This window comes from Aeromonas sp. QDB23, assembly GCF_027707745.1.
GTDB classification, from domain to species: domain Bacteria; phylum Pseudomonadota; class Gammaproteobacteria; order Enterobacterales; family Aeromonadaceae; genus Aeromonas; species Aeromonas allosaccharophila.
The window spans coordinates 118,055-140,483 of the sequence record NZ_JAPCJA010000005.1 but is presented as its reverse complement, the minus strand read 5'-3'; the positions used below and the strand labels follow the sequence as shown (position 1 = coordinate 140,483).

Genomic DNA, 22,429 nt, shown 5'->3' with positions numbered 1-22,429 from the left:
TGAACTGCGGCTCTGGTAACCGCGTATGATGGATAAAACAAAAGGAGTCTTGGCGATGAAATGGTTCACTCTGTTGCTGTTATTGGGTGCTGGTGCGGCCTCTGCGGCGTGCCCCGATTATTTCAATGTGGAGATGCGGGAGCTCAACAACTCTCAGCGCCACAACCTCTGTCAGCTGACCGAGGGCAAGGTGGTGCTGGTGGTCAATACCGCCTCCTATTGCGGTTACAGCGGCCAGTTCCGCGATCTGGAAAAGCTCTACCAGAGCTACAAGGATAAAGGGCTGATTATTCTCGGTTTCCCCTCCAACGACTTCTGGCAGGAGGCGGGTAACGAGACAAAGACCGCCGAGGTGTGTCGCCGCGACTATGGGGTGACCTTCCCGATGTTCAATCGGGTGGCGGTACGCGGCTCCGATGCGGTGCCGCTGTTCAAGGGGCTGGCTGCGGCCGCAGACGGGGATGAGCCGAACTGGAACTTCCACAAGTATCTGGTGGGGCGCGATGGCAAGCTGATCGCCAGCTACGGCGCCAACCAGAATCCGTCTGACGATCCCCTCAAACTGCAGATCACCCGGGCGCTGGGGCTCTGACCCTACCCCTTGGCGGGCGGCTCTGGAATAATGGGCGCCCGCCACTCACTCTGGTTATCTTGTGCTGCAACGTCTTCCCCAAATGGTCATCTTCGATGCGCTGGTGCGCGAGCAGGGGATCTCTGCTGCCGCCCGTCGTCTCGGGGTCTCCAAGTCCCATATCAGCAAGCAGTTGGCGCTGCTGGAGACCACCCTCGGCGCCCAGTTGGTGCAGCGTACCACCCGCCGCTTCGCCCTGACCGAGCTGGGGCAGGAGTATGCCCGTCATTGCCATGCGCTGGTGGCGGTGGCGCAGGAGGCTGACTCCATGATCGCCGAGCGGCGCGGCAAGGTGAGCGGCGTGCTCCATCTCGGGGTAGGCCAATCCTTCGGTCGTTTGCACGTCATTCCCCATCTCAAGGCGTTTCAGGACTGCTATCCCGAGCTGGAGCTGGAGGTCTCGCTGTTTGACCACAGAACCAGTCTGGTGGATGAGGGGCTGGATCTCTGGATCACCACTTACGAAGACAAGCCGGAAGGGCTGGTGGGGCAGCGGCTGGCCGACATCGGCTTCGTACTGGCGGCCTCGCCGGATTACCTGCTGAGCCACGGCACGCCGCTCCATCCGAAGGATCTGGCCCAGCACAACTGCATCACCTACCAGAGCCGGGAGCGCCGCTATCACCAGTGGGCGTTTCGTCAGGGCAAGGAGCGCCAGACGGTGCAGGTGGCCGGCAACTATCGGGTGGATATGGCGGAAGCGGTGCGGGATGCGGCGCTGGCCGGTCTCGGCATCGCCTATATCGCCAACTACCTGCTGGACAAGGAGCTGCAGAGCGGTCAGCTGATCCCGCTGTTGCCCCAGTGGCGGCCAAATCAGCAGATGGCGGTACACGCCGTTTACGCCCGGCGCGAGCATCTGGATCCCAAGATCCGTCTCTTCATCGATTTCCTCAAGGCCCGCTTTGGTCCCGAACCCTATTGGGAGCAGCGGTTGGCCCCCTGGCTCGGCGGTAAATTGTCCGGCAGCGAGGAATAATCGTTTCCATATAAAAACACTGGCTTTCGCGTGATACTAAAATTGAACCAAATCAGCCAGTTGGCGCAACCGATATCGTGAAAACGTTTTTGCTAACAGAGCTGTAACCAAGCGGACTTGCAGTGACGGGGTGAGAGGCGCAGAATCCGCGCCCATCTTTTGCCCCACCTGATGGAGTCCCTATGATTGCCCTGCTCGGCATCCTGAGTATCCTGGCGCTTGCCGTGATCTGCTCTGATAATCGTCGTCGTATCCCGCTGCGAACAGTTGGCTTTGCCCTCTGCCTGCAAGTCATGTTTGCCGGTCTGGTGCTCTGGCTGCCTGCCGGTCAGCACGTGCTGAACGGGGTCAGCGAAAGCGTCAGCAGCGTGATCGGTTATGGTCAGGAGGGGATTGCCTTCCTGTTCGGTGATCTGGCCAAGTTCAAACTGGGCTTCATCTTTGCCTTCAACGTATTGCCGGTCATCATCTTCTTCTCTGCAGTGATCGCCATCCTCTACCACATCGGCATCATGCCGCGGGTGATCGCCCTGCTGGGTGGTGGTCTGCAGAAGCTGCTGGGTACCGGTCGTGCCGAGAGCCTCTCCGCGACCGCCAACATCTTCGTCGGCATGGTGGAAGCGCCGCTGGTGGTCAAACCCTACCTCTCCAAGATGTCAGATTCCCAGTTCTTCGCGGTGATGAGCTGCGGCCTCGCCTCGGTCGCAGGCGGTACTCTGGTGGGTTACGCGAGTATCGGTGTCGAGCTGAAATACCTGATCGCCGCCGCCTTCATGTCGGCGCCTGCAGGTCTGGCGATGGCCAAGATTTTGGTGCCGCCTGAGGCTGAAGAAGTTGACCACTGTCAGGATGTAGAGATCCCCCGCGCCACCAACGTGATCGAAGCGGCGGCCGATGGCGCCATGTCCGGCCTCAATATCGCGGTGGCAGTCGGTGCGACCCTGCTGGCCTTCGTCGGCGTGATCGCCATGCTCAATGGCCTGCTCGGTTGGGCTGGCGGTCTGGTAGGGCTGGATCTGAGCTTCCAGATCATTCTGGGCTGGCTGTTTGCCCCCGTCTCCTGGCTGATCGGTGTGCCCTGGGAGCAGGCGCAGGCCGCTGGTGCCCTGATCGGTACCAAGATCGTGGTCAACGAGTTCGTCGCCTTCATCGGTCTGGTACAGGATCAGACCCTGAGCGAGTCGAGCAAGGCCATCGTCACCTTCGCCCTGTGCGGCTTTGCCAACATCTCCTCCATGGCGATCCTGATCGGTGGTCTCGGCTCCATGGTACCGGAGCGCAAATCCTTCATTGCCCGTTACGGCATGCGCGCCATTCTCTCCGGCGTGCTGGCGAACCTGATGAGCGCCTGTCTGGCCGGTCTGTTCCTCGCCCTGTAACAGCAGCGGCACGGAATGGATGCAACAAGGGCGCCGCGATGGCGCCCTTGTCATATAGATGAAATGAAGCCCGACCTTGGTCAGGGCTTCATGTTGCTGTTCAGTCGACGTAAAAGGTCTGCTGGAAGCTGAGGTTCTGCTGCTGCCCGCCGCCCATGATCTTCAGGGTGAACTGATAGGTATCTTCGTTGCGGTAGGGGAGGGTCGCCAGATAGTAGATGGCATCGCCCTCTTTTACCTCCTGAAAGCTCAGGGTGCGGATGGTGCCGGTCAGGTTCTTGGCCTCACCGGTGATCCCCACGGCTTGCGCCACTTTCTGCTTGTCCTGTACCGCGATATTGATGATGGCGTTGTAGCGGCTGCGCTCCAGTCCATACGCCTTGGCGACCTCGGGGGTGAGGAAGCTGGAGTTGAAGGCGTTGTAGTGCACCAGCCAGGGCCCCAGCTCCTTCATCTGTTCTGCCTTGAGTGGCAGGGTCATCAGCAGTGCCAGTAAGCCACTCATCCAGACTGTTTTCATCTGTCATCCCTCTCATATCTACGGTTGGCACAGGCCGACTCATTCAGCCTTGCGCGTCATTGAGCAGTGCACTCACTTCTTGCGGCAACTGTTTGGGGCTGTCGATGGCGACGGTTTTGTGCCGCCCCAGTTCGCCCCGCACTATGGTGACCTGTCCTTTGGCCACCTTGAACTGCTTGGCCAGAAACTTGATCAGATGGCTGTTGGCCTGGCCATCGACCGGCGGCGCCGTGATGGCCACTTTCAACTCTTCGCCATGCAGTCCGATGATCTGATCCCGACTCGCCTTGGGCTGGATCACCAGATGCAGTACCAATTCATCCCCTTGTTGCAGGACGGCTGGCATCAAATCATCCACCACAGCTGGCCGAACAGGTCACCCAGCAGGTAGTTGATGGCTTGCAGGCCGATAAAGGCGACCAGCACCGAGAGATCCAGCCCGCCCAGTGCCGGCAGTACACGGCGGATAGGGGCGAGGAACGGTTCGGTCAGCTGGTGCATCACGTATTCGATGGGGTTGCGGCCCTGGCTGACCCAGCTCAGGATGGCGCGGATCAGCAGTACCCAGAAGATCATCGAACCGGCTTTCTTCAGCACGGTCAGTGCGGCGAACAGGCTGATGCTGAGCCAGTCCGCCAGCAGCACGTTCATGCTCTTGAGCAGGGCCAGCTTGGCAAAGGCGATGACCAGCGCCAACACCACGGAGGCGAGATCGATGCCACCAAAGCCCGGGATAACGCGGCGCAGCGGGATCACCAGCGGATTGGTCAGCTTGACCACCATCTGGCTCATCGGATTGTAGAAGTCGGCGCGGGCCCACTGCAGCCAGACGCGCAGCAGGATCACCATCAGGTAGAGATCGAAAACGGTGTTAATCAGAAAGTAAGCAGTGTTCATCTGGGCTCCTGTTAGAAGAGGGTTTCCATTTCGGTGGCGCGAGCGACGGCCGCCTGCATGGCTTGCGCAGTCAGCGGCATCAGCCCCTGCTGCTGGAAGGTGTTGATGGCTTCGGCTGTGGTGCCGCCCTTGCTGGTCACCTGCTCACGCAGGGTTTGCAGCGCCAACTCGGGGTTCTGCTCCACCATGGCGGCTGCGCCCAGCGCGGTCTGCTGCACCAGCAGGCGTGCCTGCTCGGGCGAGAAGCCCATTGCCTCTGCCTCTTCGGCGATGGCCTGCATAAAGAGGAAGAAGTAGGCCGGGGCACTGCCCGCCGCGGCGATGACGCCGTTGATGCCGGACTCTTGATCCACCCAGAGGGTCTTGCCGACCGCCTGCATCATCTGCTCGGCAAACTCGCGATCGCGGGCTCCAATATGCTCGGGCGCATAGAGGCCGGTCATGCCCAGACCCAGCAGGGCAGGGGTATTGGGCATGGTGCGGATGATGCGGTCGTGGCCACCGGCCATCTCGCCAAGGCGCGCCACCTTGATACCGGCCGCGATGGAGATGAGCAGCTTGCCCTCAAGGGAGCCCAGCTCGGCAACCAGCGCTGCCAGCATGTCGGCCATCAACTGCGGTTTGACCGCCAGCACGATCACTTCGGCGTCGCGGGCCGCCTCGGCATTACTCTGGGTGATGCGAATGCCATGTTCGCTCGCCAGCGCCTCCAGCTTGGGCAGGCTGGGGTTGGCGGCAGTGATCTGCCCGGCGGGATAGCCTGCCTTGACCAGTCCGGCAATGATGCTGCGGCTCATGTTGCCCGCGCCGATAAAGGCCAGCGTTCTATGCTGCATCAGATGCTCCTGTAGCACATGGGGTCGCGGCGAAGTGGGTGCTGCCTGCACCACCTGACGCCAGAATTCGGTGTTCCATCAAACGCTCCTGTTGATGAAGTCGTGGCAAGAGGCGGATCTATCGGTTATCCGCTGGCCTTGCCTATGAGTAGTCACGGGCGCCGAAGATGGCGGTGCCGACCCGCACCATGGTGCTGCCATGGGCGATGGCCAGCTCGAGATCTTCGGTCATGCCCATCGAGAGGGTATCCACCGTGGGGTATTGTCGCGCAAGCTCGGTGAACAGAGTCTGCATGCGGGTCATTTGGGCGGCCAGGACGGTCTCGTCACTGGTGTGTTCGGGAATGGCCATCAGCCCCCGCAGCACCAGTCGGTCACTGAGGGAGACCAGCTCGGCAAGGCGGAAAATCTCTTGTTCCGACGTTCCGGATTTGCTGCTCTCTCCGCTAATATTGATTTGCAGACAAACATTTAGCGGTGCCATGCTGGCGGGACGCTGGTTGTTGAGGCGGTCGATCAACTTGTCCCGATCCACGCTCTGCACCCAGTCGAACCGTTCGGCGACCAGTTTGGATTTGTTCGATTGCAAAGGGCCGATAAAGTGCCACTCTATGTCGCAATATTCCGGCTGCTGGCGCAAGGTATCGATCTTGGTCGCCGCTTCCTGGGCGTAGGATTCGCCAAAGCAGCGCTGACCTGCGGCATGGGCGGCCATGACTGCCTCGACCGGTTTGGTCTTGCTCACGGCCAGCAGGCGGATCTGCTGCAGGTTGCGGCTCGCCCGTTCGGCGGCCTGGGCAATACGTTCCTTTACCTGAAACAGGTGCTGGGCAATCTGGTTCATATTTCGTTAGTGATCTTGTGATGGGAGAATGACAAGTCTATGGATATCACAGAGTTATTGGCTTTCAGTGTAAAGCATAAAGCCTCGGATCTACACCTCTCGGCCGGGGTTCCCCCGATGATCAGGGTTGATGGTGAGGTTCGCAAGATCAATTTGCCCGCCCTGGAACACCGGGAAGTGCATGCCCTCATTTATGACATCATGAACGACCATCAGCGCAAGGAGCTGGAGGAGAACTTCGAGGTCGACTTCTCGTTCGAGGTGCCCAATCTGGCCCGTTTCCGGGTTAACGCCTTCCAGCAGGCGCGCGGTTCCGGCGCGGTATTTCGTACCATCCCCAGCACGGTCTTGAGCCTCGAGGATCTCGATGCGCCGGAGATCTTTCGCAAGATCTCCGAATACCCGCGCGGTCTGGTGCTGGTGACCGGCCCGACCGGTTCCGGTAAATCGACCACCCTGGCGGCCATGGTCAACTACATCAACGAGAACTTCCATCACCACATTCTCACCATCGAAGACCCTATCGAATTCGTCCACGAGAACAAGCGCTGTCTGGTGAACCAGCGGGAAGTACACCGCGATACCAAGAGCTTCAGCAACGCCCTGCGCTCGGCACTGCGGGAAGACCCGGACATCATTCTGGTAGGCGAGATGCGTGACCTCGAGACCATTCGTCTGGCCATGACGGCCGCCGAAACCGGCCACCTGGTGTTTGGTACCCTGCACACCTCGTCGGCAGCCAAGACCATCGACCGTATCATCGATGTTTTCCCCGGTGCGGAGAAAGACATGGTGCGCTCCATGCTCTCCGAATCCCTGCGGGCGGTTATCTCCCAGACCCTGCTCAAGCGCATTGGTGGCGGCCGGGTGGCGGCACATGAGATCATGATGGGCATTCCGGCGGTGCGTAACCTCATCCGTGAGGACAAGATCGCCCAGCTCTACTCGGTGATCCAGACCGGGATGACCCACGGCATGCAGACCATGGATCAGAGCCTCAAGCAGCTGGTGAGCCGCGGCGTGGTGGCATCCCTCGATGCCAAGGCCAAGGCCGTCGATCCCAACAGCGTTTAAGAGCGTCGAACCCAGGGAGGGATAAATGATGAATCTGGATGAATTGCTGACCGAACTGGTCGAACGAAAGGGCTCGGATCTGTTTGTGACGGTGGGCTCGCCGCCCACTCTCAAGGTCAATGGTCATCTGGTGTCGCTGGGGGGCGAGGCGCTTGACAAGAAGGGGGCGCTGACGCTGGTCAGGGATACCCTCAGCAGCGATCACTTCGAGCGCTACATCCGTACCAAGGAGGCCAACTACGCCATCTATCGCGAGGCGCTTGGCCGTTTTCGGGTCAGCGCCTTCTGGCAGCAGGAGCTGCCCGGCATGGTGATACGGCGCATTGAGACCCGTATCCCCACCTTTGAAGATCTGCAGTTGCCCAACATCCTGCAGGAGGTCGCCATGGCCAAGCGGGGGTTGGTGCTGTTTGTCGGGGCCACCGGGGCGGGTAAGTCCACCACCCAGGCGGCGATGATCGGCTATCGCAACCAGCATGCCGATGGCCATATCCTGACGGTGGAAGACCCGGTGGAGTTCGTCCATCAGCATGGCCGCAGTCTGGTGACCCAGCGTGAAGTGGGGATCGATACCGAGTCGTTCGATGTGGCGCTGAAGAGCTCGCTGCGTCAGGCGCCGGACGTGATCCTGATCGGCGAGATCCGCAGTCAGGAGACCATGGAGTTTGCCCTGCAGTTTGCCGAGACCGGTCACCTTTGCCTCGCCACTCTGCATGCCAACAACGCCAACCAGGCGCTGGATCGGATCCTCCATCTGGTGCCGCAAGACAAACATCGCCAGTTCCTGTTCGATCTCTCCTTCAACCTGAAAGCCATCGTTGCCCAGCAACTGGTGCCAAGCATGGATGGCAAGCGGCGTTTTGCCGCGTTCGAGGTGCTGCTCAATACCCCGCTGATCACCGACATCATCCGCAAGGGTGAGATGCACCGCCTCAAAGAGGTGATGACCAAATCCACCGAACTGGGCATGCAGACCTTCGATCAGGCGCTGTTCAGCCTGTTCTGTGCCGGCCAGATTGGCTACAGTGAGGCCCTCGCTCATGCCGACTCGGCTAATGATTTGCGTCTGCAAATCAAGCTCTCTGGTCAGGATACGCTTGGCTCCGGCACGCTGGAGAATGTGACGCTGGATGAATGAATCATGGGGCCGTTTTGTCGTTCGGCCCCTCGCCATAAAGGAACGTTATGCTGATTGTGGTTTCCCCGGCCAAGACGCTGGATTACGAGTCACCGCTGGTGACCTCCCGTTTCACCCAACCCGAGCTGCTGGATCACTCTGCCGAACTGATTAGCCGGGCCCGCCAATTGAGCCCGGATCAGATTGCCAGCCTGATGAAGATCAGTGACAAGTTGGCGGGCCTCAACGCCGCCCGGTTTGCAGAGTGGCAGCCAGATTTTACCCCTGCCAACGCCCGTCAGGCGCTGCTGGCCTTCAAGGGGGATGTCTACACCGGATTGGCGGTAGAGGATTTCAGCGAGGCCGATTTTGACTTCGCTCAGGCGCACCTGCGGATGCTCTCCGGCCTCTATGGCGTGCTGCGCCCCCTCGATCTGATGATGCCTTACCGGCTGGAGATGGGGACCAGGCTCGACAATAGCCGCGGTAAGGATCTCTACCAGTTCTGGGGGGAGGTGATCACTCACCACCTCAATGATGCGCTGGCCGCACAGGGTGATGAGGTGCTGATCAATCTGGCCTCCGACGAGTATTTCAAGTCGGTACGGCCCAAGAGCCTGAAAGGGCGGATCGTCACGCCGGTGTTCAAGGATGAGAAGAACGGCCAGTTCAAGATCATCAGCTTCTACGCCAAGAAGGCGCGCGGCATGATGGCCCGCCATATCATCAAGCACCGTCTGACCGAGGTGGAGCAGCTGACCGGTTTCAACGCCGAGGGCTACTATTTCGTGCCGGAAGAGTCGGATGCCAATACCCTGATGTTTAAACGCGCCAAAAATTAATTACAAAAAGAGGGAACTAATCTTTCGACCCGCGGGTCTGAATATGTGAATCCTCTGTTGTAAGCACTTTTTATTCGCCGACGTTTGATACGTCGGCTTTTTTATTGCCGTTTTTATTGTCCATCGATTGCCTTCGCCGGGCCTATGTGGTTCAGATAGACTCAAGACAGGGAGTGAGTTGTCGCGAGGTGAATATGGAACAGAAAAATGCCATTCGGCAGCTTGCCGTACCTTGGGCTCCGTCCCGCCAGCTACCGCCCGGTCTGGTTGTGGCCGAGTTGCATCAGGATCTCTGGAGTGACTCCCTGACCATCATGCTGGGACGGGCGCGCAGTATCGATCTGCCCCCGCAAATCCTCTGCCGGGTCTATTTCCGCCACATCTATGCCCTGCGGGTGATCGAGGATTGCGATCTGGCCGAGGGGAAGGATAGCCACGCCATCGAAGAGCAGATCCAGCTCATCACCCCATCCCGTTTTGCCAGCTGGTTTCATCAGGAGTCGGACGGCCTGCATCTGGACGAAGATCTGCAGCACTATCGCATCTCGACCTGGGATTATTGCGCCGATGTGCTGACCTCCTCGGCACCGGAACTGCAGTTCCTGCCCCAGAGCGAGTAGCCAGCGGTCACGTCAGAGGCGAAGGGGATCCTTCGCCTCTTGTGTTTGTGGAGGTGCAGAGCGTGCGATGCTCAGGTCACTCTGCCAGAGGGGGCCTGTTGTGTTGGCACAAAAAAAGCGCCTCAGAGGAGGCGCGGGGAAAAAGACAGATTGGAAGCGTCACATGGGTGCTACTTGAATCAGCGAATGAGCCGTGCCATTCAAGTATGAAGCCATCATGCCAAGCTCAATCTGAAGGTGTTCTGAGGCGATTCTTCATTTTCTGTTCATCTTGTCAGTAAACACCGACCACTGGCTGAAAGCCTTTTCATTTCTGCGGCCAGAGGATGTGCAACTGGAGCATGAACAACACACAGGTTTACGGTGCCAGCTCGAAAGCCGTGCCTGTTTGTTCCAGAGCCAGCAACCAGCGCTTGATGGGAATGCCGCCTGCATAGCCGGTCATATCGCCGCTGCGTCCGATCACCCGATGGCAGGGTACTATGATGCTGAGCGGATTGCGGCCATTGGCAGCGCCCACCGCTCGCACCGCCTTGGGATTGCCGATGGATTGGGCTATCTCGAGGTAGCTGACGGTCTCGCCATAGGGAATATCGCACAAAGCGTTCCACACCGTTTGCTGGAACGGGGTGCCCCGAGCGGCCATGGGCAGGTCGAAAAGCTGCAACTTCCCGGCGAAATAGGCGTCGAACTGGGCAAGATAGGGGGCCAGCGCCTTGTCATCCCGTTGCCAGTCAGCTTGCGGCATGACGGGCCGCTCCCCGTGCATAAACTCGACGTGGCGCAGGCCATCCTGATCGATAGCGACCAGCAGGGGGCCTCGGGCGCTGTCGCAAAAACTGTATCTCATCGGCTGACATCCTTTGTAGGCTGGAGGCTCAGTCCAGAACCGGCTTGCCGCGGGCGGATTTGATATCCCCTTTGCGTTTCTTGGCATCGACCCGTTTGCGCTGGGAGCTGCGGGTCGGCTTGGTGGCATGACGAGCCTTGGGGCGCCAGGCTGCTTTCTTCAGCAACTCCACCAGACGGCTCATCGCCTCCTTGCGGTTCATGTCCTGGCTGCGATGGCTCTCGACCCGGATCATGATAAAGCCGTCGTGTACCCGGCTGTCGCTCAGCTTGTCGAGACCCTCCTTGTAGAGGGGCGTCAGGCTGGGAGAGCTGCGGTAATCGAAGCGCAACCAGACGGCGGAGTCGGTCTTGTTGACGTGTTGTCCGCCATTGCCCTGTGCCCGCATGGTCTGGAATTGCAGCTCATGCCAGGGAATCGTGACGCTGTTGGAGATAACTAACATGCTGTTTTGCTCTTGTTTGGTGCATACCCGCTGGCCGCTGCAGCATGGTGCCTCATTATGGGGCGCACTGGCCGGTTATGGGGATGTGCCTGGCGAATGGCGCTGGCATTAAACTCTATCTATATGAAATAAAACAATAAAAATACTTGGCATAAGAATTGAAACCCGATTCATGACACACCATGGATTGGGAGCAACCAGATGAAGCTGATTAGTGCGATTATCAAACCGTTCAAGTTGGACGATGTCCGCGAGGCGATTGCCAACCTGGGGGTGGAAGGGCTGACCGTGTCCGAGGTCAAGGGATTTGGCCGCCAGAAGGGACACACCGAATTATACCGGGGAGCCGAGTATCAGGTCGACTTCCTGCCCAAGGTGAAGCTGGAGATTGCCACCGCCGATGATAACGTGGAAGGGGTGATCGAGGCGATCTGCAAGGCGGCCTATACCGGCAAGATCGGCGACGGCAAGATTTTTGTCTACGACTTGCTGCAGGCGGTGCGCATCCGCACCGGCGAGAGTGACGACGAGGCGCTGTGATGAATTGCATCCGTGACGTGCAGATCTGCTGACCTCCCGACCTCGGGGAATCCCGATGGGGTGAGCGCTTATTGAAGCCTGATTAACAGAATGTGTTGGTCAGAAGAGGCCGGATGGGATTCCATCCGGCCTCTTTAATTTTATTGGCGATTAAATATGTGAAGTACGATGGCAAGCGTTCTTGATCCGCTTATAAGATGTATGCAGAATGCAAACGGCAATCGTTATCACTCTGTATAGCTAATCAAGGAATGGATGATGAAAATGAAGATGTTGGCACTGGCTTTCTCTGCGTTGGCTGCTCAGTCGGCATTGGCGGCCGGGGAAGTGAATGTCTACTCCAACCGGCAGGATGAGCTGATCAAGCCCATCATCCAGCAGTTCGAGAAGGAATCGGGCATCAAGGTGAACGTGGTGTTCGCCAAAGAGGGGTTGAACGAGCGTCTGGAGCGGGAAGGCAAACTCTCTCCGGCCGACCTGATGCTGACCGTCGATATCAGCCGTCTGACCGATCTGGTGGACAAGGGGCTGGTGCAGCCGGCGGACAGCAAGATCCTGCAGGAGAACATCCCCGCCATCTATCGTGATCCGGAGAATCGCTGGTTCGCCCTGACCACCCGGGTGCGCGCCATCTACTCCAGCAAGGATCGTCTCGGCAAGCTCGACACCATCAGCTACGAAGATCTGGCCAAGCCGGAATTCAAAGGGAAAATCTGCACCCGCAGCGGCAAGCATGAGTACAATGTGGCGCTGGTCTCCTCGATGATTGCCCATCACGGCATGGCCGAGACCAAAACCTGGCTGGAAGGAGTCAAGGCCAACCTGGCGCGCAAACCGCAGGGCAACGACCGGGATCAGGTCAAGGCGATCAAGGATGGTATCTGTGACGTGTCGCTCGGCAACAGCTACTATCTGGGCGCCATGTTGAAAGATCCGGCGCAGAAGTCCTGGGCGGATGCGGTTTATATCAACTTCCCGAATCAGGCTGACCGCGGTGCCCACGTCAACGTGAGCGGCGTGGCCATGACCAAGTATGCCAAGAACAAGGCCGAGGCCCAGAAGCTGATGGAGTTCCTCGCCGGCGATACCGCCCAGCACATGTATGCGGACGTGAACGCCGAGTATCCGGTCAAGGCCGGGGTCGAGCCTTCCGCCATGGTCAAGTCCTGGGGCAGTTTCAAGTCTGACGCACTACCGGTCAGCGATTATGCCAAGCACCGCAAGGACGCCTTGCAGTTGCTGGATGAAGTGAAGTTCGACTTGTAATCAGATGGGGCCAACGGCCCCATCAACCTCTGTGGTCTCATGAAAAATTTTGGATGGATGACCGGCAGCTGGGCCATCGCCCTGCTGCTGGGTTTACCGGTTATAGCCCTGCTTTTCTCAGCCTTCTCGGCTGAGGGAGATCTGTTTCGTCACCTCGCCGATACCGTGCTGCTCGATTATCTGGCCAATACCCTTGGGCTGGTGGTCGGCGTGGTGCTGCTCAGCCTGCTGTTTGGCGTGCCAACCGCCTGGCTGGTGGCCATGTGTCAGGTACCGGGGAGGCGCGCCCTGCAGTGGGCGCTGATGCTGCCGATGGCGATGCCCTCCTATATCGTTGCCTATGTCTATACCGACCTGCTCGACTACTCGGGCCCGCTACAGGCCGGGTTGCGCACACTCTTTGGCTGGAACACTCCGGCCGATTACTGGTTTCCTGCCATTCGCTCCCTTGGCGGCGCCGCCTGGGTGCTGGCTTTGGTGTTGTTTCCCTATGTCTATCTGCTGACCCGCGCCTCCTTTCTGGAGCAGTCGGTCAGCCTGATCCACTCCAGCCGCTTGCTCGGTTGTACCCCCTGGCAGAGTTTTCGCCGCCTCAGCCTGCCGCTGGCGCGCCCCGCCATCATGGTGGCGGTATCGCTGGTGGCGATGGAGACGTTGGCTGACTTCGCCACCGTCCACTTCTTTGCCATCAATACCCTGACCACGGCGGTCTACGACACCTGGCTCGGCTATGGCAGTCTGGCCACCGCGGCCAAACTCTCCTGCCTGATGCTGCTGGCAGTGGTACTGCTGATCGCGCTAGAGCGCCGCTCTCGCAGCCGGCAGCAGGTGTTCCAGAAGTCCATGGGTCATGAGCAGCCGCTGCGCTACCCGCTCAAGGGGATTCGCCGTTGGCTGGCTGGTCTCTGGTGCTGGGGTCTGGTGCTGGCCGGCTTCGGCCTGCCGTTCGTCATCCTGCTTGATTACGGGGTGCGCTACTTCGAGTTGTCGTGGACGCCGGAGTTCGTCCGCTTTGCCGGTAACAGTCTGCTCATCTCGGCGCTAACCGCCCTGCTAGCGATGGGGATTGCACTGCTGCTGGGCTTCTTCCGCCGTCTCGATGGCGGGATCAAGAGTCTGCTGCCCCTGCGCATCGCCGCCATGGGATACGCCATGCCGGGGACCGTGCTGGCCATCGGCGTGCTGGTGCCGCTCACCGCCCTCGACTTTGCCATCAACGATCTGGCCGAGTGGTTGGGGCGTCAGGGGCCGGGGCTGCTGCTGACCGGCACCATCACCGCCATCGTGTTCGGCTATCTGGTGCGCTTCGTGGCCATCGCCATCGGCTCGGTGGAGAGCAGCATGGGCAAGATCTCTCCCAGTCTCGACATGGCGGCCCGCTCCCTGGGGCAGGGTGATGGCGGCATGCTGCGGCGGGTGCACCTGCCGCTGGTGCGCCGCGGTCTGTTTGCCGGTGCCATGCTGGTGTTTATCGAATCCATGAAGGAGCTGCCTGCGGCGCTGCTGCTGCGGCCGTTCAACTTCGACACCCTGGCGACCCACGTCTACCAGTTCGTCTCGGACGAGATGCTGGAGCGCGGCGCGCTGGGCGCCATCGTTATCGTGCTGGTGGGGCTGTTGCCGCTGATCTGGGTCAACCGCACTCTGGACAGTCCGGGCCACTGAGTCGCCACGTCGGCCAATGAAATTGCATGTGGTGCGCTGAACCGAAAGGCAGCGCGCCGCCAGAAACGAGAGGAAGTCAGCCTTGTCCTGTTTGCAGGTTGAAAATGTCAGCTGCCGTTACAACGGTCGCAATGTGCTGGAACAGCTCTCCCTGACGGTGGCAGACAACGAGATCGTCTGTTTGCTGGGAGCGAGCGGCTGCGGCAAAACCACGCTGCTCAAGGCCATCGCCGGCCTGCTGCCGCTGGCAGAGGGTACGATCCGCCTCGGCGATACCCTGCTCGACGGGGCGGATGCCAGCGTGCCGCCCGAGGCGCGCAATATCGGGATGATCTTTCAGGATTACGCCCTCTTCCCCCACCTGACGGTGGCCGACAACGTCGGTTTCGGTCTGACCCGACTCGATCACCGAGCCCGCCAGCAGCAGGTGGACGAGGCGCTGGCGCTGGTCAATCTGCAGGGGCTGGGGGATCGTTATCCGCACCAGCTCTCCGGTGGCCAGCAGCAGCGGGTGGCCATCGCCCGGGCGCTGGTCTGCAAGCCGCGGCTGATGCTGCTGGATGAACCCTTCTCCAACATCGACACCCAGGTGCGGATGAAGTTGATCCTCGAGATCCGCGCCCTGCTCAAGCAGCAGGGGATCGGCGCCATCTTCGTCAGCCACAGCAAGGAGGAGGCATTCGCCTTCGCCGATCGGCTGGCGCTGTTTCGCGCCGGTCACATCGAGCAGGTGGGCCAGCCGGAGCAGCTCTATCGCCGCCCGCAAAACCGCTTCGTGGCGGAGTTTCTCGGCGGGGTCAACTATCTGGCCGCCGAGGTGGTGGACAGCCACTGCGTGCAGACGGCGCTCGGGGTCATCTGTGGCAGCGAACCCCATGGTCGTGCGGTGGGCGAGCAGTTGCAGTTGATGCTCAGACCCCAGCAACTGCTGCTGGAGAGCGCCGCAGAGGGCGAGCTCAAGGTGGTGGAGCAGCAGTTCCTCGGCCACCATTGCCGGGTGCTGTTCGAGTGTGGCGATCTGCAGCTGGAGGCGAGCATTGGCGAGCCCCTTGAAGGGATGCGGGCACGGATCAAGGTCGCCCCTCATGGGCTGGTGTTGTTCGACCCTTTACCCTGAACGCGTGATATCGTCGTGAAATCAAAGAACTGGAACAACTCTGGTTTATAATCGCGCAACGCTAATAGCCCGTAACGCTAACGCCTACTCAGGGGAGAGATATATGAAAGCCCAAGCCGGGATCTGCGCAGAGCCGAATCTGCACGCCCTCTATCTGATGTTCAATCGCACCGGCGATGCCGCCGAACTGGCCGGCCGTCTGGCCAAGTTGCCTGCCCTGTGGCAGGCGGTGGCCGCCGATTTCCCCGATGCCGGTTTCAGCGGGCTGGTTGCCGTTGGCGCCGATGCCTGGGATGGTCTCTACCCTGCCGCCCGTCCGCCCCAGTTCCGTAGCTTTATGGCGCAATCCGCCAACGGTCAGGAAGCGCCCAACACCCCGTTTGATCTCTTTATTCAGCTGCGTGCCGATCGGGTGGATGTACTGCACCACGTCGGTCACCGCGTGATGGCGCTGCTGGCCGGACTGGTCGAGCTGGCCGAAGAGGTGCGCGGTTTCCGCAATCTGGATTGCCGTGACCTGACCGGTTTCGTCGATGGCACCGAGAACCCGCAGGATGAGCATCGCGCCGAAGTGGCGTTGTTGGCCGATGGCGAGTTTGCCGGTGGATCCTACATTCACGTCCAGCGCTGGGTCCACGCCATGAGCGACTGGGAGAAGCTGGCGCAAAAAGAGCAGGAAGACATTATCGGTCGCACCAAGCCCGACAACATCGAGTATGAGTCTGCCGCCAAGCCGCTGACCGCCCACATCAAGCGGGTCAACCTCAAGACTCCGAAAGGGGAGTCTATGGAGATCCTGCGCCAGAGCATGCCCTGGGGCACCATGCGCGAGCAGGGGCTCTACTTCATCTCCTGCTGCCGCACACCGCAGCACTTCAACGCCATGCTGGCCAGCATGTACAAGGGGGAGGGCAGCCACTTCGATCACCTGCTGCGCTTCACCAAGGCAGTGACCGGCGCGGCTTTCTTCGCCCCATCGGAAGGCTTTTTGATGGCACAGGGCAAATAAGCCCGCCTGACGAAGCTGCAGAAAACAAAAATCCCGGCCTTGGCCGGGATTTTTCGTTCTGGCGTGATCGCTATGACGCGGTGGCCACCATTACGGGGTCTGTTCGAACAGCTCGAGTGCGGAGAGGTAGAGCTCTTCGATATCGGTATCGCTGGTCGGGGTGATGAAGATGGTGTCATCACCGGCGATGGTGCCGAGGATCCCCTCTGCCTTGCCGAGGGAGTCGAGCAGGCGGGCGATCAGCTGGGCCGCGCCCGGGCTGGTGTGGATCACCACCAGTGCGCCGTTGTGGTCGACGTCCAGTACCAGATTCTTGAGCGGGCTGGAGGTGGTGGGCACGCCCAGCTCCACCGGCAGGCAGTAGACCATCTCCATCTTGGCATTGCGAGTGCGAACGGCGCCGAAGCGGCTCAGCATGCGCGATACCTTGGACTGGTTGATGTTCTCGAAGCCCAGCTCTTGCAGGGCGGTGACGATCTCTGCCTGGGAGCCAAAGCGCTCTTCTTTCAGCAAGGCTTTAAAGGCCTTGGCCAGTTTTTCTTGCTTGTCGTTGTGTTTCATCTTGGTCTCACGAATGAGGAGGTGTGGCGGCCTGTGTGACACAGGCGGCAGATACGAACAGCGAGGCCATTTTGCATTCATATGCCGTTTTTTGCAAGGAAGCGGCGCTTGTTCTGCATATTGATTCAAAAATGGCTTGCATCAACCTCTATTAGGGATAGAATCGGGATGAAATTTTGAAAACTTATTCAATTGGGCTGTATGGGTATTGAATTAATAGGTATCGAGAAATCCTGGCACAAGGTGCCGGTTCTGCAACAGGTCAGCTTTCGGACATCCCCCGGTGAAACCTTGGTGTTGCTGGGCCCGAGCGGTGCTGGCAAGAGTTCCCTGCTACGGATGATGAACCTGCTGGATACCCCGGATGCGGGTGTTCTGCGGATTGGCGAAAGTGAATTTTCTTTCCCGAACGCCCTCTCTGCTGCCGAATTCAACCGCCAGTCCCAACTGCTGCGTCGCAAGGTGGGTATGGTGTTCCAGCAGTACAATCTCTGGCCACATCTCACTGTGATGGAGAATCTGATTGAAGCGCCGGTCAAGGTGCTCGGCATGAGCAAGGAGGCCGCCATCGAGAAGGGGGCCTATCTGCTGGCCCAGTTGCAGCTGGCCGACAAGCGCGATGCCTGGCCTGCCCGTCTCTCCGGCGGTCAGCAGCAGCGGGTGGCCATTGCCCGTACCCTGATGATGGACCCGGAAGTGCTGCTGTTTGACGAACCGACTGCCGCGCTGGATCCCGAGATCACCAAAGAGGTGGCCGAGATTATCCGCAACCTGAGCCAGACCGGCATTACCCAGGTGGTGGTGACCCACGAGGTCGATTTTGCCCGCAAGGTGGCCAGTCAGGTGATTTATCTGGAGAAGGGGCGGATCATCGAATCCGGCACCGCCGCCATTTTCCAATCCCCGCAAACCAGCCGGTTTGCCGAATTCTTGATGCATTGATATTGAATCGATAAGGAAGCTGTCATGAAAAAGAGTCTGTTGTTGGTTGCTGCCATGGGTCTGTTGAGTACCTCGGTCATGGCCAAAGAGATCAAGTTCGCCACCGAGGCCACCTACGCGCCGTTCGAATACCTGGATGACAAGAACGAGTTTCAGGGTTTTGACATCGATCTGGCTCGCGCCATCTGCGAGCAGGCCAAGCTGGAGTGCAGCTTCCACAACCAGGCCTTTGACAGCCTGATCCCCAGCCTGAAATTCCGTCGCTATGATGCCGCCATCGCCGCCATGGACGTGACTCCGGAGCGCTCCGCGCAGGTCGATTTCTCCGACATCTACTACGAGAACTCGGCAGTATTCGTCGCCAAGAAAGATGCCTTCAAGGGGCCGGAAGAGATGGTCGACAAGACTGTCGGTGTGCAGAACGGCACCTCTCACCAGTCCTATCTGGTGGATAACTGGGTGAGCAAGGGTCTGCTGACCGTGCCTTATGCCAGCTACCAGAGCGCCTTCCTCGACATGATGAATGGCCGTACCGACGGTGTGTTTGCCGATACCGCCGTTGCTGCCGACTGGCTGAAGCAACACAAGGAGTATGCGGTAGTGGGTACGCCGGTGACCGATGCCAAGTACTTCGGTACCGGCTTTGGCATCGCGGTCGCCAAGGGCAATCAGGAGCTGCTGACTCAGCTGAACAAGGGGCTGGCCGAGATCAAGGCCAACGGCACCTATCAGAAAATCTTCGACAAATACTTCGCGCAGTAAGCCATGTTGAGCCTGTTGTTGGATGCAGCCTGGATGACCCTCGGGCTGGCCTTGGCATCACTGGTCGGGGGCATGGTGTTGGCACTGGCGTTCAGTGCCGCCGAGCTCAGCAAGCAGCGTGCGCTGGTGTGGCCGGTGGCCACTCTGACCACGCTGATCCGTGGCCTGCCCGAGTTGCTGGTGGTGCTGTTCATCTACTTCGGCTCGACCCAGGTGCTGTTCCTCATCACCGGCGAGTATGTGGAGTTCAGCCCGTTTGCCTGCGGCGTGCTGGCGCTCTCCCTGCTGTTTGCCAGCTATGCGACCCAGACCCTGCGGGCGGCACTCAATGCAGTGCCTGCCGGGCAACGGTTGGCGGCGATGGCGCTGGGTCTTGGCAAGGGCCACATCTTCTTTCGTATCGTGTTGCCGCAGGCGTGGCGTCACGCCCTGCCGGGCCTCGGCAACCAGTGGCTGGTGCTGCTGAAAGACACCGCGCTGGTGTCGCTGATCGGGGTCAACGAGATGATGCGTCAGGCGCAGATGGCCTCGGCCAGTACCTATGAGCCGTTCACCTGGTATGCCGCCGCCGCCCTCATCTATCTGGCTATCAGTTTGGTGAGCGAGTACGGCCTCGGGCTCGCTGCCCGCTACACCCGCCGCTACGGAGGCTAACTGATGCAAGAGTATCTCGTTACGTTGCTGGGCGGTCTGGTCACCACACTGGAGCTGACTCTGTTCAGCCTGCTGCTGGGGATAGCTCTGGCGGCCCTGATGACCTGGGTGCTGGAGCTGCGCCTGCCGGTGGCGACCCAGCTGGTGCAGCTGTGGGTGCTGATCTTTACCGGTACGCCGCTGCTCATTCAGATCTTCCTGATTTACTACGGGCCGGGGCAGTTCGAGTGGCTGAAAGCCAGCCCGCTCTGGCCGCTGCTCAAGCAGCCTTGGTTCTGCGCCGTGCTGGCACTGGGTCTCAACACGGCGGCCTACTCCACCCGGTTGTTCAAGGGGGCGCTCGATGCCATCCCGGCCGGTGAGGTGGAAGCGTGCCGGGCGCTGGGTTTCTCCTCCGGGCAAACCCTCTGGATGAAGGTGCGCCACGCGGCCCGTCATCTGGTGCCTGCCTACTCCAACGAGGTGATCCTGGTGCTCAAGGGGAGTTCCCTCGCCAGTACCATCACCATCATGGACATCATGGGGCTGGCGCAGGGGTTGAATGCCCAGACCTACGATACCCTGGCGGTGTTCGGGGTGGCTGGCGGGCTGTATCTGGCGATGAACGGATTGTTAACAATTGGTTTTCGCTGGTGTGAAAAACGGGCGTTGGCATTTCAATCCTGAAACCTTCATAACTACCTCTTTATGGTAAGGAGAAGTGCAGAAAAACTGTGCTTCTCCTCCAACTTTTTGTATTTCCCTCCAATTTTTGCTCCCGCGTGTTTCGTGGCTCACAGAACCCGTGACTGCAACTGTTATCAGATTGTTTTTTATGGGGGGATCCATTAAGGTTGGGCGCACAACAAGAAACAACCTTAAACCTACGCTTAAACATGGAGTTGATCATGAAAGTTGCCGTTCTGGGTGCCGCTGGTGGCATCGGTCAAGCCCTCGCTCTGCTGTTGAAAAACCGTCTGCCGGCTGGCTCCGAGCTGAGCCTGTATGACATCGCCCCGGTCACCCCGGGTGTGGCCGTTGACCTCAGTCATATTCCTACCGACGTCGCCATCAAGGGCTTCTGCGGTGAAGATCCGACTCCTGCGCTGGTTGGGGCCGATGTGGTGCTGATCTCCGCCGGTGTGGCACGCAAGCCGGGGATGGATCGCTCCGACCTGTTCAACATCAACGCCGGTATCGTCAAGAATCTGGTCGAGAAGTGCGCGGCCACTTGTCCGAAAGCACTGATCGGCATCATCACCAACCCGGTCAACACCACTGTGGCCATCGCCGCCGAAGTGCTGAAGAAAGCCGGTGTCTATGACAAGCGCCGTCTGTTCGGTGTCACCACCCTGGACGTGATCCGCGCCGAGACCTTCGTGGCCGCCGCCAAAGGGCTGAACATCGACAAGGTTCGCGTCAACGTGATCGGTGGTCACAGTGGCGTGACCATTCTGCCGCTGCTCTCCCAGATTGAAGGCGCCTCCTTCACTGCAGAAGAAGTGGCTGCCATGACCAAGCGCATCCAGAATGCCGGTACCGAAGTGGTGGAAGCCAAAGCCGGTGGCGGTTCTGCGACCCTCTCCATGGGTCAGGCGGCTTGCCGTTTCGGTCTCTCCCTCATCAAGGGTCTGCAGGGTGAAGCCAACGTTGTTGAGTGCGCCTACGTGGAAGGCAACGGCGAGCACGCCACCTTCTTCGCGCAGCCGGTACTGCTGGGCAAGAACGGCGTCGAAACCGTACTGGATTACGGCAAGCTGAGCGCGTTCGAGCAAGAAGCGATGGAAGGCATGCTGGCTACCCTGAAAGCCGATATCCAGCTGGGTGTCGATTTCGTCAAGTAAGCGGGTCAACCGTGCCAACAAGGGAGCTTCGGCTCCCTTTTGTATTGATGAGATCCGCCCGGCAGGCTAAGGGGATGGGGGTTGGTGCCGATAACAGAGTGCAGCAGGAGATCCTTATGATGAAACCCCTTACCCTTCTCGTTCTTGTCGGTGCATTCAGCGCGCCCCTCTATGGTGCCGAGGCGGTATCGGCTGCCGTATCGAGCGATGCGCCAGCGGTCAGTGCCTCGATGCCGACTGAAAGCAGCGCTGCGGTGGCAACGGCGCCTGTCTCTGCGACTACACCTACGCCCTCTGAGGCTGCCCCCGTCTTGCTCCCGGCCGAGCCGACCACACCGGTCGCCAGCAGTGGCGAGGGTGCTGCGCCGCTGCCACAACCGGTGGAACCCGCTGCTGCGGTTGCACCTCCCGCGCCACTGGCCGCTGGCGAGTTGCAGGCGGTGCCGCTCTATCGTCAGGACGAACTGCTCAACTGGATTGAGCAGGGGCGTCATCTCACTCAGGTGAAGCAGGATCGCTGTCAGTTGACTCAGGATATCGAAGCGCGCGCCTCGGTGATGAAGATCCCGGCCTATCAGTACCTCTGGGGGGATATGTTGGCATGGGGCGTCTGTACCAAGCCCAATGCCGAACTCGGAGTGCAATATATGTGGGAGGCGGCCAATCAGGGGTTGGCGCCCGCGCTGGAGCAACTGGGCCGCTACTACTGGAAAGGAACCCTGGTGCAGAAGGATCTGGTGCGTGCCGAGACTCTGATGCGCGAGGCGGCCAGCCTCGGTTTTCTGCGCGCCCGCATCGAGTGGGTCGAGATGCTGTTGCAGGGGATGGGCAGCCCGCTCGATTATGAGGATGCCTACCGTTGGCTCCATGGTGCTGTCATCGGTGACAAGGCGCTGCACCAGAAGGCGGCGAGTCTGCTCAGTCGGCTTGGCAACCGGATGCCGGCCAACGTGGTAGCCCGCGCCAAGGCGATGCACTGATCCAACAAAATGACCCACAGATCTGCATCTGTGGGTCCGGTTCCAGCCGCCGTGCCATGACAGGCCGGAGCCTCCC

The 22,429-nt window shown here is 59.8% G+C and carries 26 protein-coding genes; 18 read left to right on the top strand and 8 right to left on the bottom strand.

What is annotated here, in order from left to right:
* The first annotated feature begins 55 nt into the window (after positions 1–55).
* The 3 genes from PG888_RS04275 (at position 56) to PG888_RS04265 (ending at position 2,989) form a co-directional block, all read left to right on the top strand.
* Positions 56–592: a glutathione peroxidase gene (locus PG888_RS04275; protein ID WP_182938749.1), complete on the top strand. Its 537-nt coding sequence runs from the start codon at positions 56–58 to the stop codon at positions 590–592.
* A gap of 82 nt (positions 593–674) precedes the next feature.
* Positions 675–1,610, top strand: a complete 936-nt coding sequence (locus PG888_RS04270) for a LysR family transcriptional regulator (RefSeq protein WP_042063184.1) — start codon at positions 675–677, stop codon at positions 1,608–1,610.
* A gap of 182 nt (positions 1,611–1,792) precedes the next feature.
* The gene (locus PG888_RS04265; RefSeq protein ID WP_042063182.1) at positions 1,793–2,989 is read left to right on the top strand and encodes a NupC/NupG family nucleoside CNT transporter; all 1,197 of its coding nucleotides are present in this window, start codon (positions 1,793–1,795) and stop codon (positions 2,987–2,989) included.
* A 100-nt stretch (positions 2,990–3,089) separates the two neighbouring features.
* On the opposite strand, the gene PG888_RS04260 is transcribed toward PG888_RS04265, so the two are convergent.
* The 5 genes from PG888_RS04260 to PG888_RS04240 form a co-directional block, all read right to left on the bottom strand.
* Entirely contained in the window at positions 3,090–3,509 is a 420-nt protein-coding gene (locus tag PG888_RS04260; protein ID WP_182938750.1) for a DUF4426 domain-containing protein, read from the bottom strand.
* Between the two features lie 43 nt (positions 3,510–3,552).
* Positions 3,553–3,855 carry a DUF167 family protein YggU gene (gene yggU, locus PG888_RS04255; RefSeq protein ID WP_005341417.1) on the bottom strand — a complete coding sequence of 101 codons (303 nt, stop codon included), beginning with the start codon at positions 3,853–3,855 and terminating at the stop codon, positions 3,553–3,555.
* On the bottom strand, positions 3,855–4,406 hold the full coding sequence (locus PG888_RS04250; RefSeq protein WP_042011910.1) for a YggT family protein: 552 nt from the start codon (positions 4,404–4,406) through the stop codon (positions 3,855–3,857). Before PG888_RS04250 ends, yggU begins: the two co-directional genes overlap by 1 nt.
* A gap of 11 nt (positions 4,407–4,417) precedes the next feature.
* On the bottom strand, positions 4,418–5,242 hold the full coding sequence (proC, locus tag PG888_RS04245; RefSeq protein ID WP_182938751.1) for a pyrroline-5-carboxylate reductase: 825 nt from the start codon (positions 5,240–5,242) through the stop codon (positions 4,418–4,420).
* Positions 5,243–5,384: 142 nt separating this feature from the next.
* A complete protein-coding gene (locus PG888_RS04240) occupies positions 5,385–6,086 on the bottom strand; it encodes a YggS family pyridoxal phosphate-dependent enzyme (RefSeq protein WP_182938752.1) in 702 nt (233 codons plus the stop codon).
* A 39-nt stretch (positions 6,087–6,125) separates the two neighbouring features.
* On the opposite strand from PG888_RS04240, the gene tapT reads away from it, so the two are divergent.
* From tapT to PG888_RS04220, 4 genes are all read left to right on the top strand, one after another.
* Positions 6,126–7,160: a type IVa pilus ATPase TapT gene (gene tapT, locus PG888_RS04235; RefSeq protein WP_042063177.1), complete on the top strand. Its 1,035-nt coding sequence runs from the start codon at positions 6,126–6,128 to the stop codon at positions 7,158–7,160.
* A gap of 28 nt (positions 7,161–7,188) precedes the next feature.
* A complete protein-coding gene (gene tapU, locus PG888_RS04230) occupies positions 7,189–8,298 on the top strand; it encodes a type IVa pilus ATPase TapU (protein ID WP_111806244.1) in 1,110 nt (369 codons plus the stop codon).
* Between the two features lie 47 nt (positions 8,299–8,345).
* Positions 8,346–9,119: a peroxide stress protein YaaA gene (yaaA, locus tag PG888_RS04225; protein WP_182938753.1), complete on the top strand. Its 774-nt coding sequence runs from the start codon at positions 8,346–8,348 to the stop codon at positions 9,117–9,119.
* Positions 9,120–9,313: 194 nt separating this feature from the next.
* The gene (locus PG888_RS04220; protein ID WP_042063174.1) at positions 9,314–9,739 is read left to right on the top strand and encodes a hypothetical protein; all 426 of its coding nucleotides are present in this window, start codon (positions 9,314–9,316) and stop codon (positions 9,737–9,739) included.
* Between the two features lie 358 nt (positions 9,740–10,097).
* On the opposite strand, the gene PG888_RS04215 is transcribed toward PG888_RS04220, so the two are convergent.
* Both PG888_RS04215 and arfB read right to left on the bottom strand, forming a co-directional pair.
* A complete protein-coding gene (locus PG888_RS04215) occupies positions 10,098–10,589 on the bottom strand; it encodes a methylated-DNA--[protein]-cysteine S-methyltransferase (RefSeq protein WP_182938754.1) in 492 nt (163 codons plus the stop codon).
* Positions 10,590–10,617: 28 nt separating this feature from the next.
* Positions 10,618–11,034, bottom strand: a complete 417-nt coding sequence (gene arfB, locus PG888_RS04210) for an alternative ribosome rescue aminoacyl-tRNA hydrolase ArfB (RefSeq protein WP_075113904.1) — start codon at positions 11,032–11,034, stop codon at positions 10,618–10,620.
* Between the two features lie 201 nt (positions 11,035–11,235).
* Here arfB and glnK point away from each other — a divergent pair, with 201 nt between their 5' ends.
* The 5 genes from glnK to PG888_RS04185 all read left to right on the top strand — a co-directional run bounded on the left by glnK (position 11,236) and on the right by PG888_RS04185 (position 16,631).
* Complete coding sequence (gene glnK / locus PG888_RS04205) at positions 11,236–11,574, top strand: P-II family nitrogen regulator (RefSeq protein ID WP_005341406.1); 339 nt, start codon at positions 11,236–11,238, stop codon at positions 11,572–11,574.
* 258 nt (positions 11,575–11,832) lie between these two features.
* A complete protein-coding gene (locus PG888_RS04200; RefSeq protein ID WP_197970805.1) occupies positions 11,833–12,840 on the top strand; it encodes a Fe(3+) ABC transporter substrate-binding protein in 1,008 nt (335 codons plus the stop codon).
* Between the two features lie 39 nt (positions 12,841–12,879).
* Positions 12,880–14,505, top strand: coding sequence for an ABC transporter permease (locus PG888_RS04195; protein ID WP_182938756.1), 1,626 nt, complete (start codon positions 12,880–12,882; stop codon positions 14,503–14,505).
* Positions 14,506–14,587: 82 nt separating this feature from the next.
* A complete protein-coding gene (locus tag PG888_RS04190; protein WP_182938757.1) occupies positions 14,588–15,622 on the top strand; it encodes an ABC transporter ATP-binding protein in 1,035 nt (344 codons plus the stop codon).
* Between the two features lie 103 nt (positions 15,623–15,725).
* Complete coding sequence (locus PG888_RS04185) at positions 15,726–16,631, top strand: Dyp-type peroxidase (RefSeq protein ID WP_182938758.1); 906 nt, start codon at positions 15,726–15,728, stop codon at positions 16,629–16,631.
* Between the two features lie 90 nt (positions 16,632–16,721).
* On the opposite strand, the gene argR is transcribed toward PG888_RS04185, so the two are convergent.
* Positions 16,722–17,192, bottom strand: a complete 471-nt coding sequence (argR, locus tag PG888_RS04180; protein WP_005340378.1) for a transcriptional regulator ArgR — start codon at positions 17,190–17,192, stop codon at positions 16,722–16,724.
* 201 nt (positions 17,193–17,393) lie between these two features.
* On the opposite strand from argR, the gene PG888_RS04175 reads away from it, so the two are divergent.
* The 6 genes from PG888_RS04175 to PG888_RS04150 all read left to right on the top strand — a co-directional run bounded on the left by PG888_RS04175 (position 17,394) and on the right by PG888_RS04150 (position 22,353).
* Positions 17,394–18,134, top strand: coding sequence for an ATP-binding cassette domain-containing protein (locus PG888_RS04175; protein WP_111806084.1), 741 nt, complete (start codon positions 17,394–17,396; stop codon positions 18,132–18,134).
* A gap of 24 nt (positions 18,135–18,158) precedes the next feature.
* Positions 18,159–18,896: a transporter substrate-binding domain-containing protein gene (locus tag PG888_RS04170; protein WP_042024243.1), complete on the top strand. Its 738-nt coding sequence runs from the start codon at positions 18,159–18,161 to the stop codon at positions 18,894–18,896.
* A 3-nt stretch (positions 18,897–18,899) separates the two neighbouring features.
* Entirely contained in the window at positions 18,900–19,550 is a 651-nt protein-coding gene (gene artQ / locus PG888_RS04165) for an arginine ABC transporter permease ArtQ (protein WP_111806089.1), read from the top strand.
* 3 nt (positions 19,551–19,553) lie between these two features.
* A complete protein-coding gene (gene artM, locus PG888_RS04160) occupies positions 19,554–20,216 on the top strand; it encodes an arginine ABC transporter permease ArtM (RefSeq protein WP_058053931.1) in 663 nt (220 codons plus the stop codon).
* A 221-nt stretch (positions 20,217–20,437) separates the two neighbouring features.
* Positions 20,438–21,373: a malate dehydrogenase gene (gene mdh / locus PG888_RS04155; RefSeq protein ID WP_005340384.1), complete on the top strand. Its 936-nt coding sequence runs from the start codon at positions 20,438–20,440 to the stop codon at positions 21,371–21,373.
* Positions 21,374–21,741: 368 nt separating this feature from the next.
* Complete coding sequence (locus PG888_RS04150) at positions 21,742–22,353, top strand: tetratricopeptide repeat protein (RefSeq protein WP_156129202.1); 612 nt, start codon at positions 21,742–21,744, stop codon at positions 22,351–22,353.
* The last annotated feature ends 76 nt before the right edge of the window (positions 22,354–22,429 follow it).

What these genes read in the sequence shown, in the direction of transcription:
- PG888_RS04185 (WP_182938758.1), top strand. Translation starts at nt 15,726, where the DNA reads ATGAAAGCCCAAGCCGGGATCTGCGCAGAGCCGAATCTGCACGCCCTC.
- PG888_RS04215 (WP_182938754.1), bottom strand. Translation starts at nt 10,589, where the DNA reads ATGAGATACAGTTTTTGCGACAGCGCCCGAGGCCCCCTGCTGGTCGCT.
- tapT (WP_042063177.1), top strand. Translation starts at nt 6,126, where the DNA reads ATGGATATCACAGAGTTATTGGCTTTCAGTGTAAAGCATAAAGCCTCG.
- tapU (WP_111806244.1), top strand. Translation starts at nt 7,189, where the DNA reads ATGAATCTGGATGAATTGCTGACCGAACTGGTCGAACGAAAGGGCTCG.
- arfB (WP_075113904.1), bottom strand. Translation starts at nt 11,034, where the DNA reads ATGTTAGTTATCTCCAACAGCGTCACGATTCCCTGGCATGAGCTGCAA.
- PG888_RS04175 (WP_111806084.1), top strand. Translation starts at nt 17,394, where the DNA reads ATGGGTATTGAATTAATAGGTATCGAGAAATCCTGGCACAAGGTGCCG.
- glnK (WP_005341406.1), top strand. Translation starts at nt 11,236, where the DNA reads ATGAAGCTGATTAGTGCGATTATCAAACCGTTCAAGTTGGACGATGTC.
- mdh (WP_005340384.1), top strand. Translation starts at nt 20,438, where the DNA reads ATGAAAGTTGCCGTTCTGGGTGCCGCTGGTGGCATCGGTCAAGCCCTC.
- PG888_RS04260 (WP_182938750.1), bottom strand. Translation starts at nt 3,509, where the DNA reads ATGAAAACAGTCTGGATGAGTGGCTTACTGGCACTGCTGATGACCCTG.
- artM (WP_058053931.1), top strand. Translation starts at nt 19,554, where the DNA reads ATGCAAGAGTATCTCGTTACGTTGCTGGGCGGTCTGGTCACCACACTG.
- PG888_RS04270 (WP_042063184.1), top strand. Translation starts at nt 675, where the DNA reads ATGGTCATCTTCGATGCGCTGGTGCGCGAGCAGGGGATCTCTGCTGCC.
- yaaA (WP_182938753.1), top strand. Translation starts at nt 8,346, where the DNA reads ATGCTGATTGTGGTTTCCCCGGCCAAGACGCTGGATTACGAGTCACCG.
- PG888_RS04265 (WP_042063182.1), top strand. Translation starts at nt 1,793, where the DNA reads ATGATTGCCCTGCTCGGCATCCTGAGTATCCTGGCGCTTGCCGTGATC.
- PG888_RS04200 (WP_197970805.1), top strand. Translation starts at nt 11,833, where the DNA reads ATGAAAATGAAGATGTTGGCACTGGCTTTCTCTGCGTTGGCTGCTCAG.
- proC (WP_182938751.1), bottom strand. Translation starts at nt 5,242, where the DNA reads ATGCAGCATAGAACGCTGGCCTTTATCGGCGCGGGCAACATGAGCCGC.
- PG888_RS04220 (WP_042063174.1), top strand. Translation starts at nt 9,314, where the DNA reads ATGGAACAGAAAAATGCCATTCGGCAGCTTGCCGTACCTTGGGCTCCG.
- yggU (WP_005341417.1), bottom strand. Translation starts at nt 3,855, where the DNA reads ATGCCAGCCGTCCTGCAACAAGGGGATGAATTGGTACTGCATCTGGTG.
- PG888_RS04170 (WP_042024243.1), top strand. Translation starts at nt 18,159, where the DNA reads ATGAAAAAGAGTCTGTTGTTGGTTGCTGCCATGGGTCTGTTGAGTACC.
- argR (WP_005340378.1), bottom strand. Translation starts at nt 17,192, where the DNA reads ATGAAACACAACGACAAGCAAGAAAAACTGGCCAAGGCCTTTAAAGCC.
- artQ (WP_111806089.1), top strand. Translation starts at nt 18,900, where the DNA reads ATGTTGAGCCTGTTGTTGGATGCAGCCTGGATGACCCTCGGGCTGGCC.
- PG888_RS04250 (WP_042011910.1), bottom strand. Translation starts at nt 4,406, where the DNA reads ATGAACACTGCTTACTTTCTGATTAACACCGTTTTCGATCTCTACCTG.
- PG888_RS04240 (WP_182938752.1), bottom strand. Translation starts at nt 6,086, where the DNA reads ATGAACCAGATTGCCCAGCACCTGTTTCAGGTAAAGGAACGTATTGCC.
- PG888_RS04195 (WP_182938756.1), top strand. Translation starts at nt 12,880, where the DNA reads ATGAAAAATTTTGGATGGATGACCGGCAGCTGGGCCATCGCCCTGCTG.
- PG888_RS04275 (WP_182938749.1), top strand. Translation starts at nt 56, where the DNA reads ATGAAATGGTTCACTCTGTTGCTGTTATTGGGTGCTGGTGCGGCCTCT.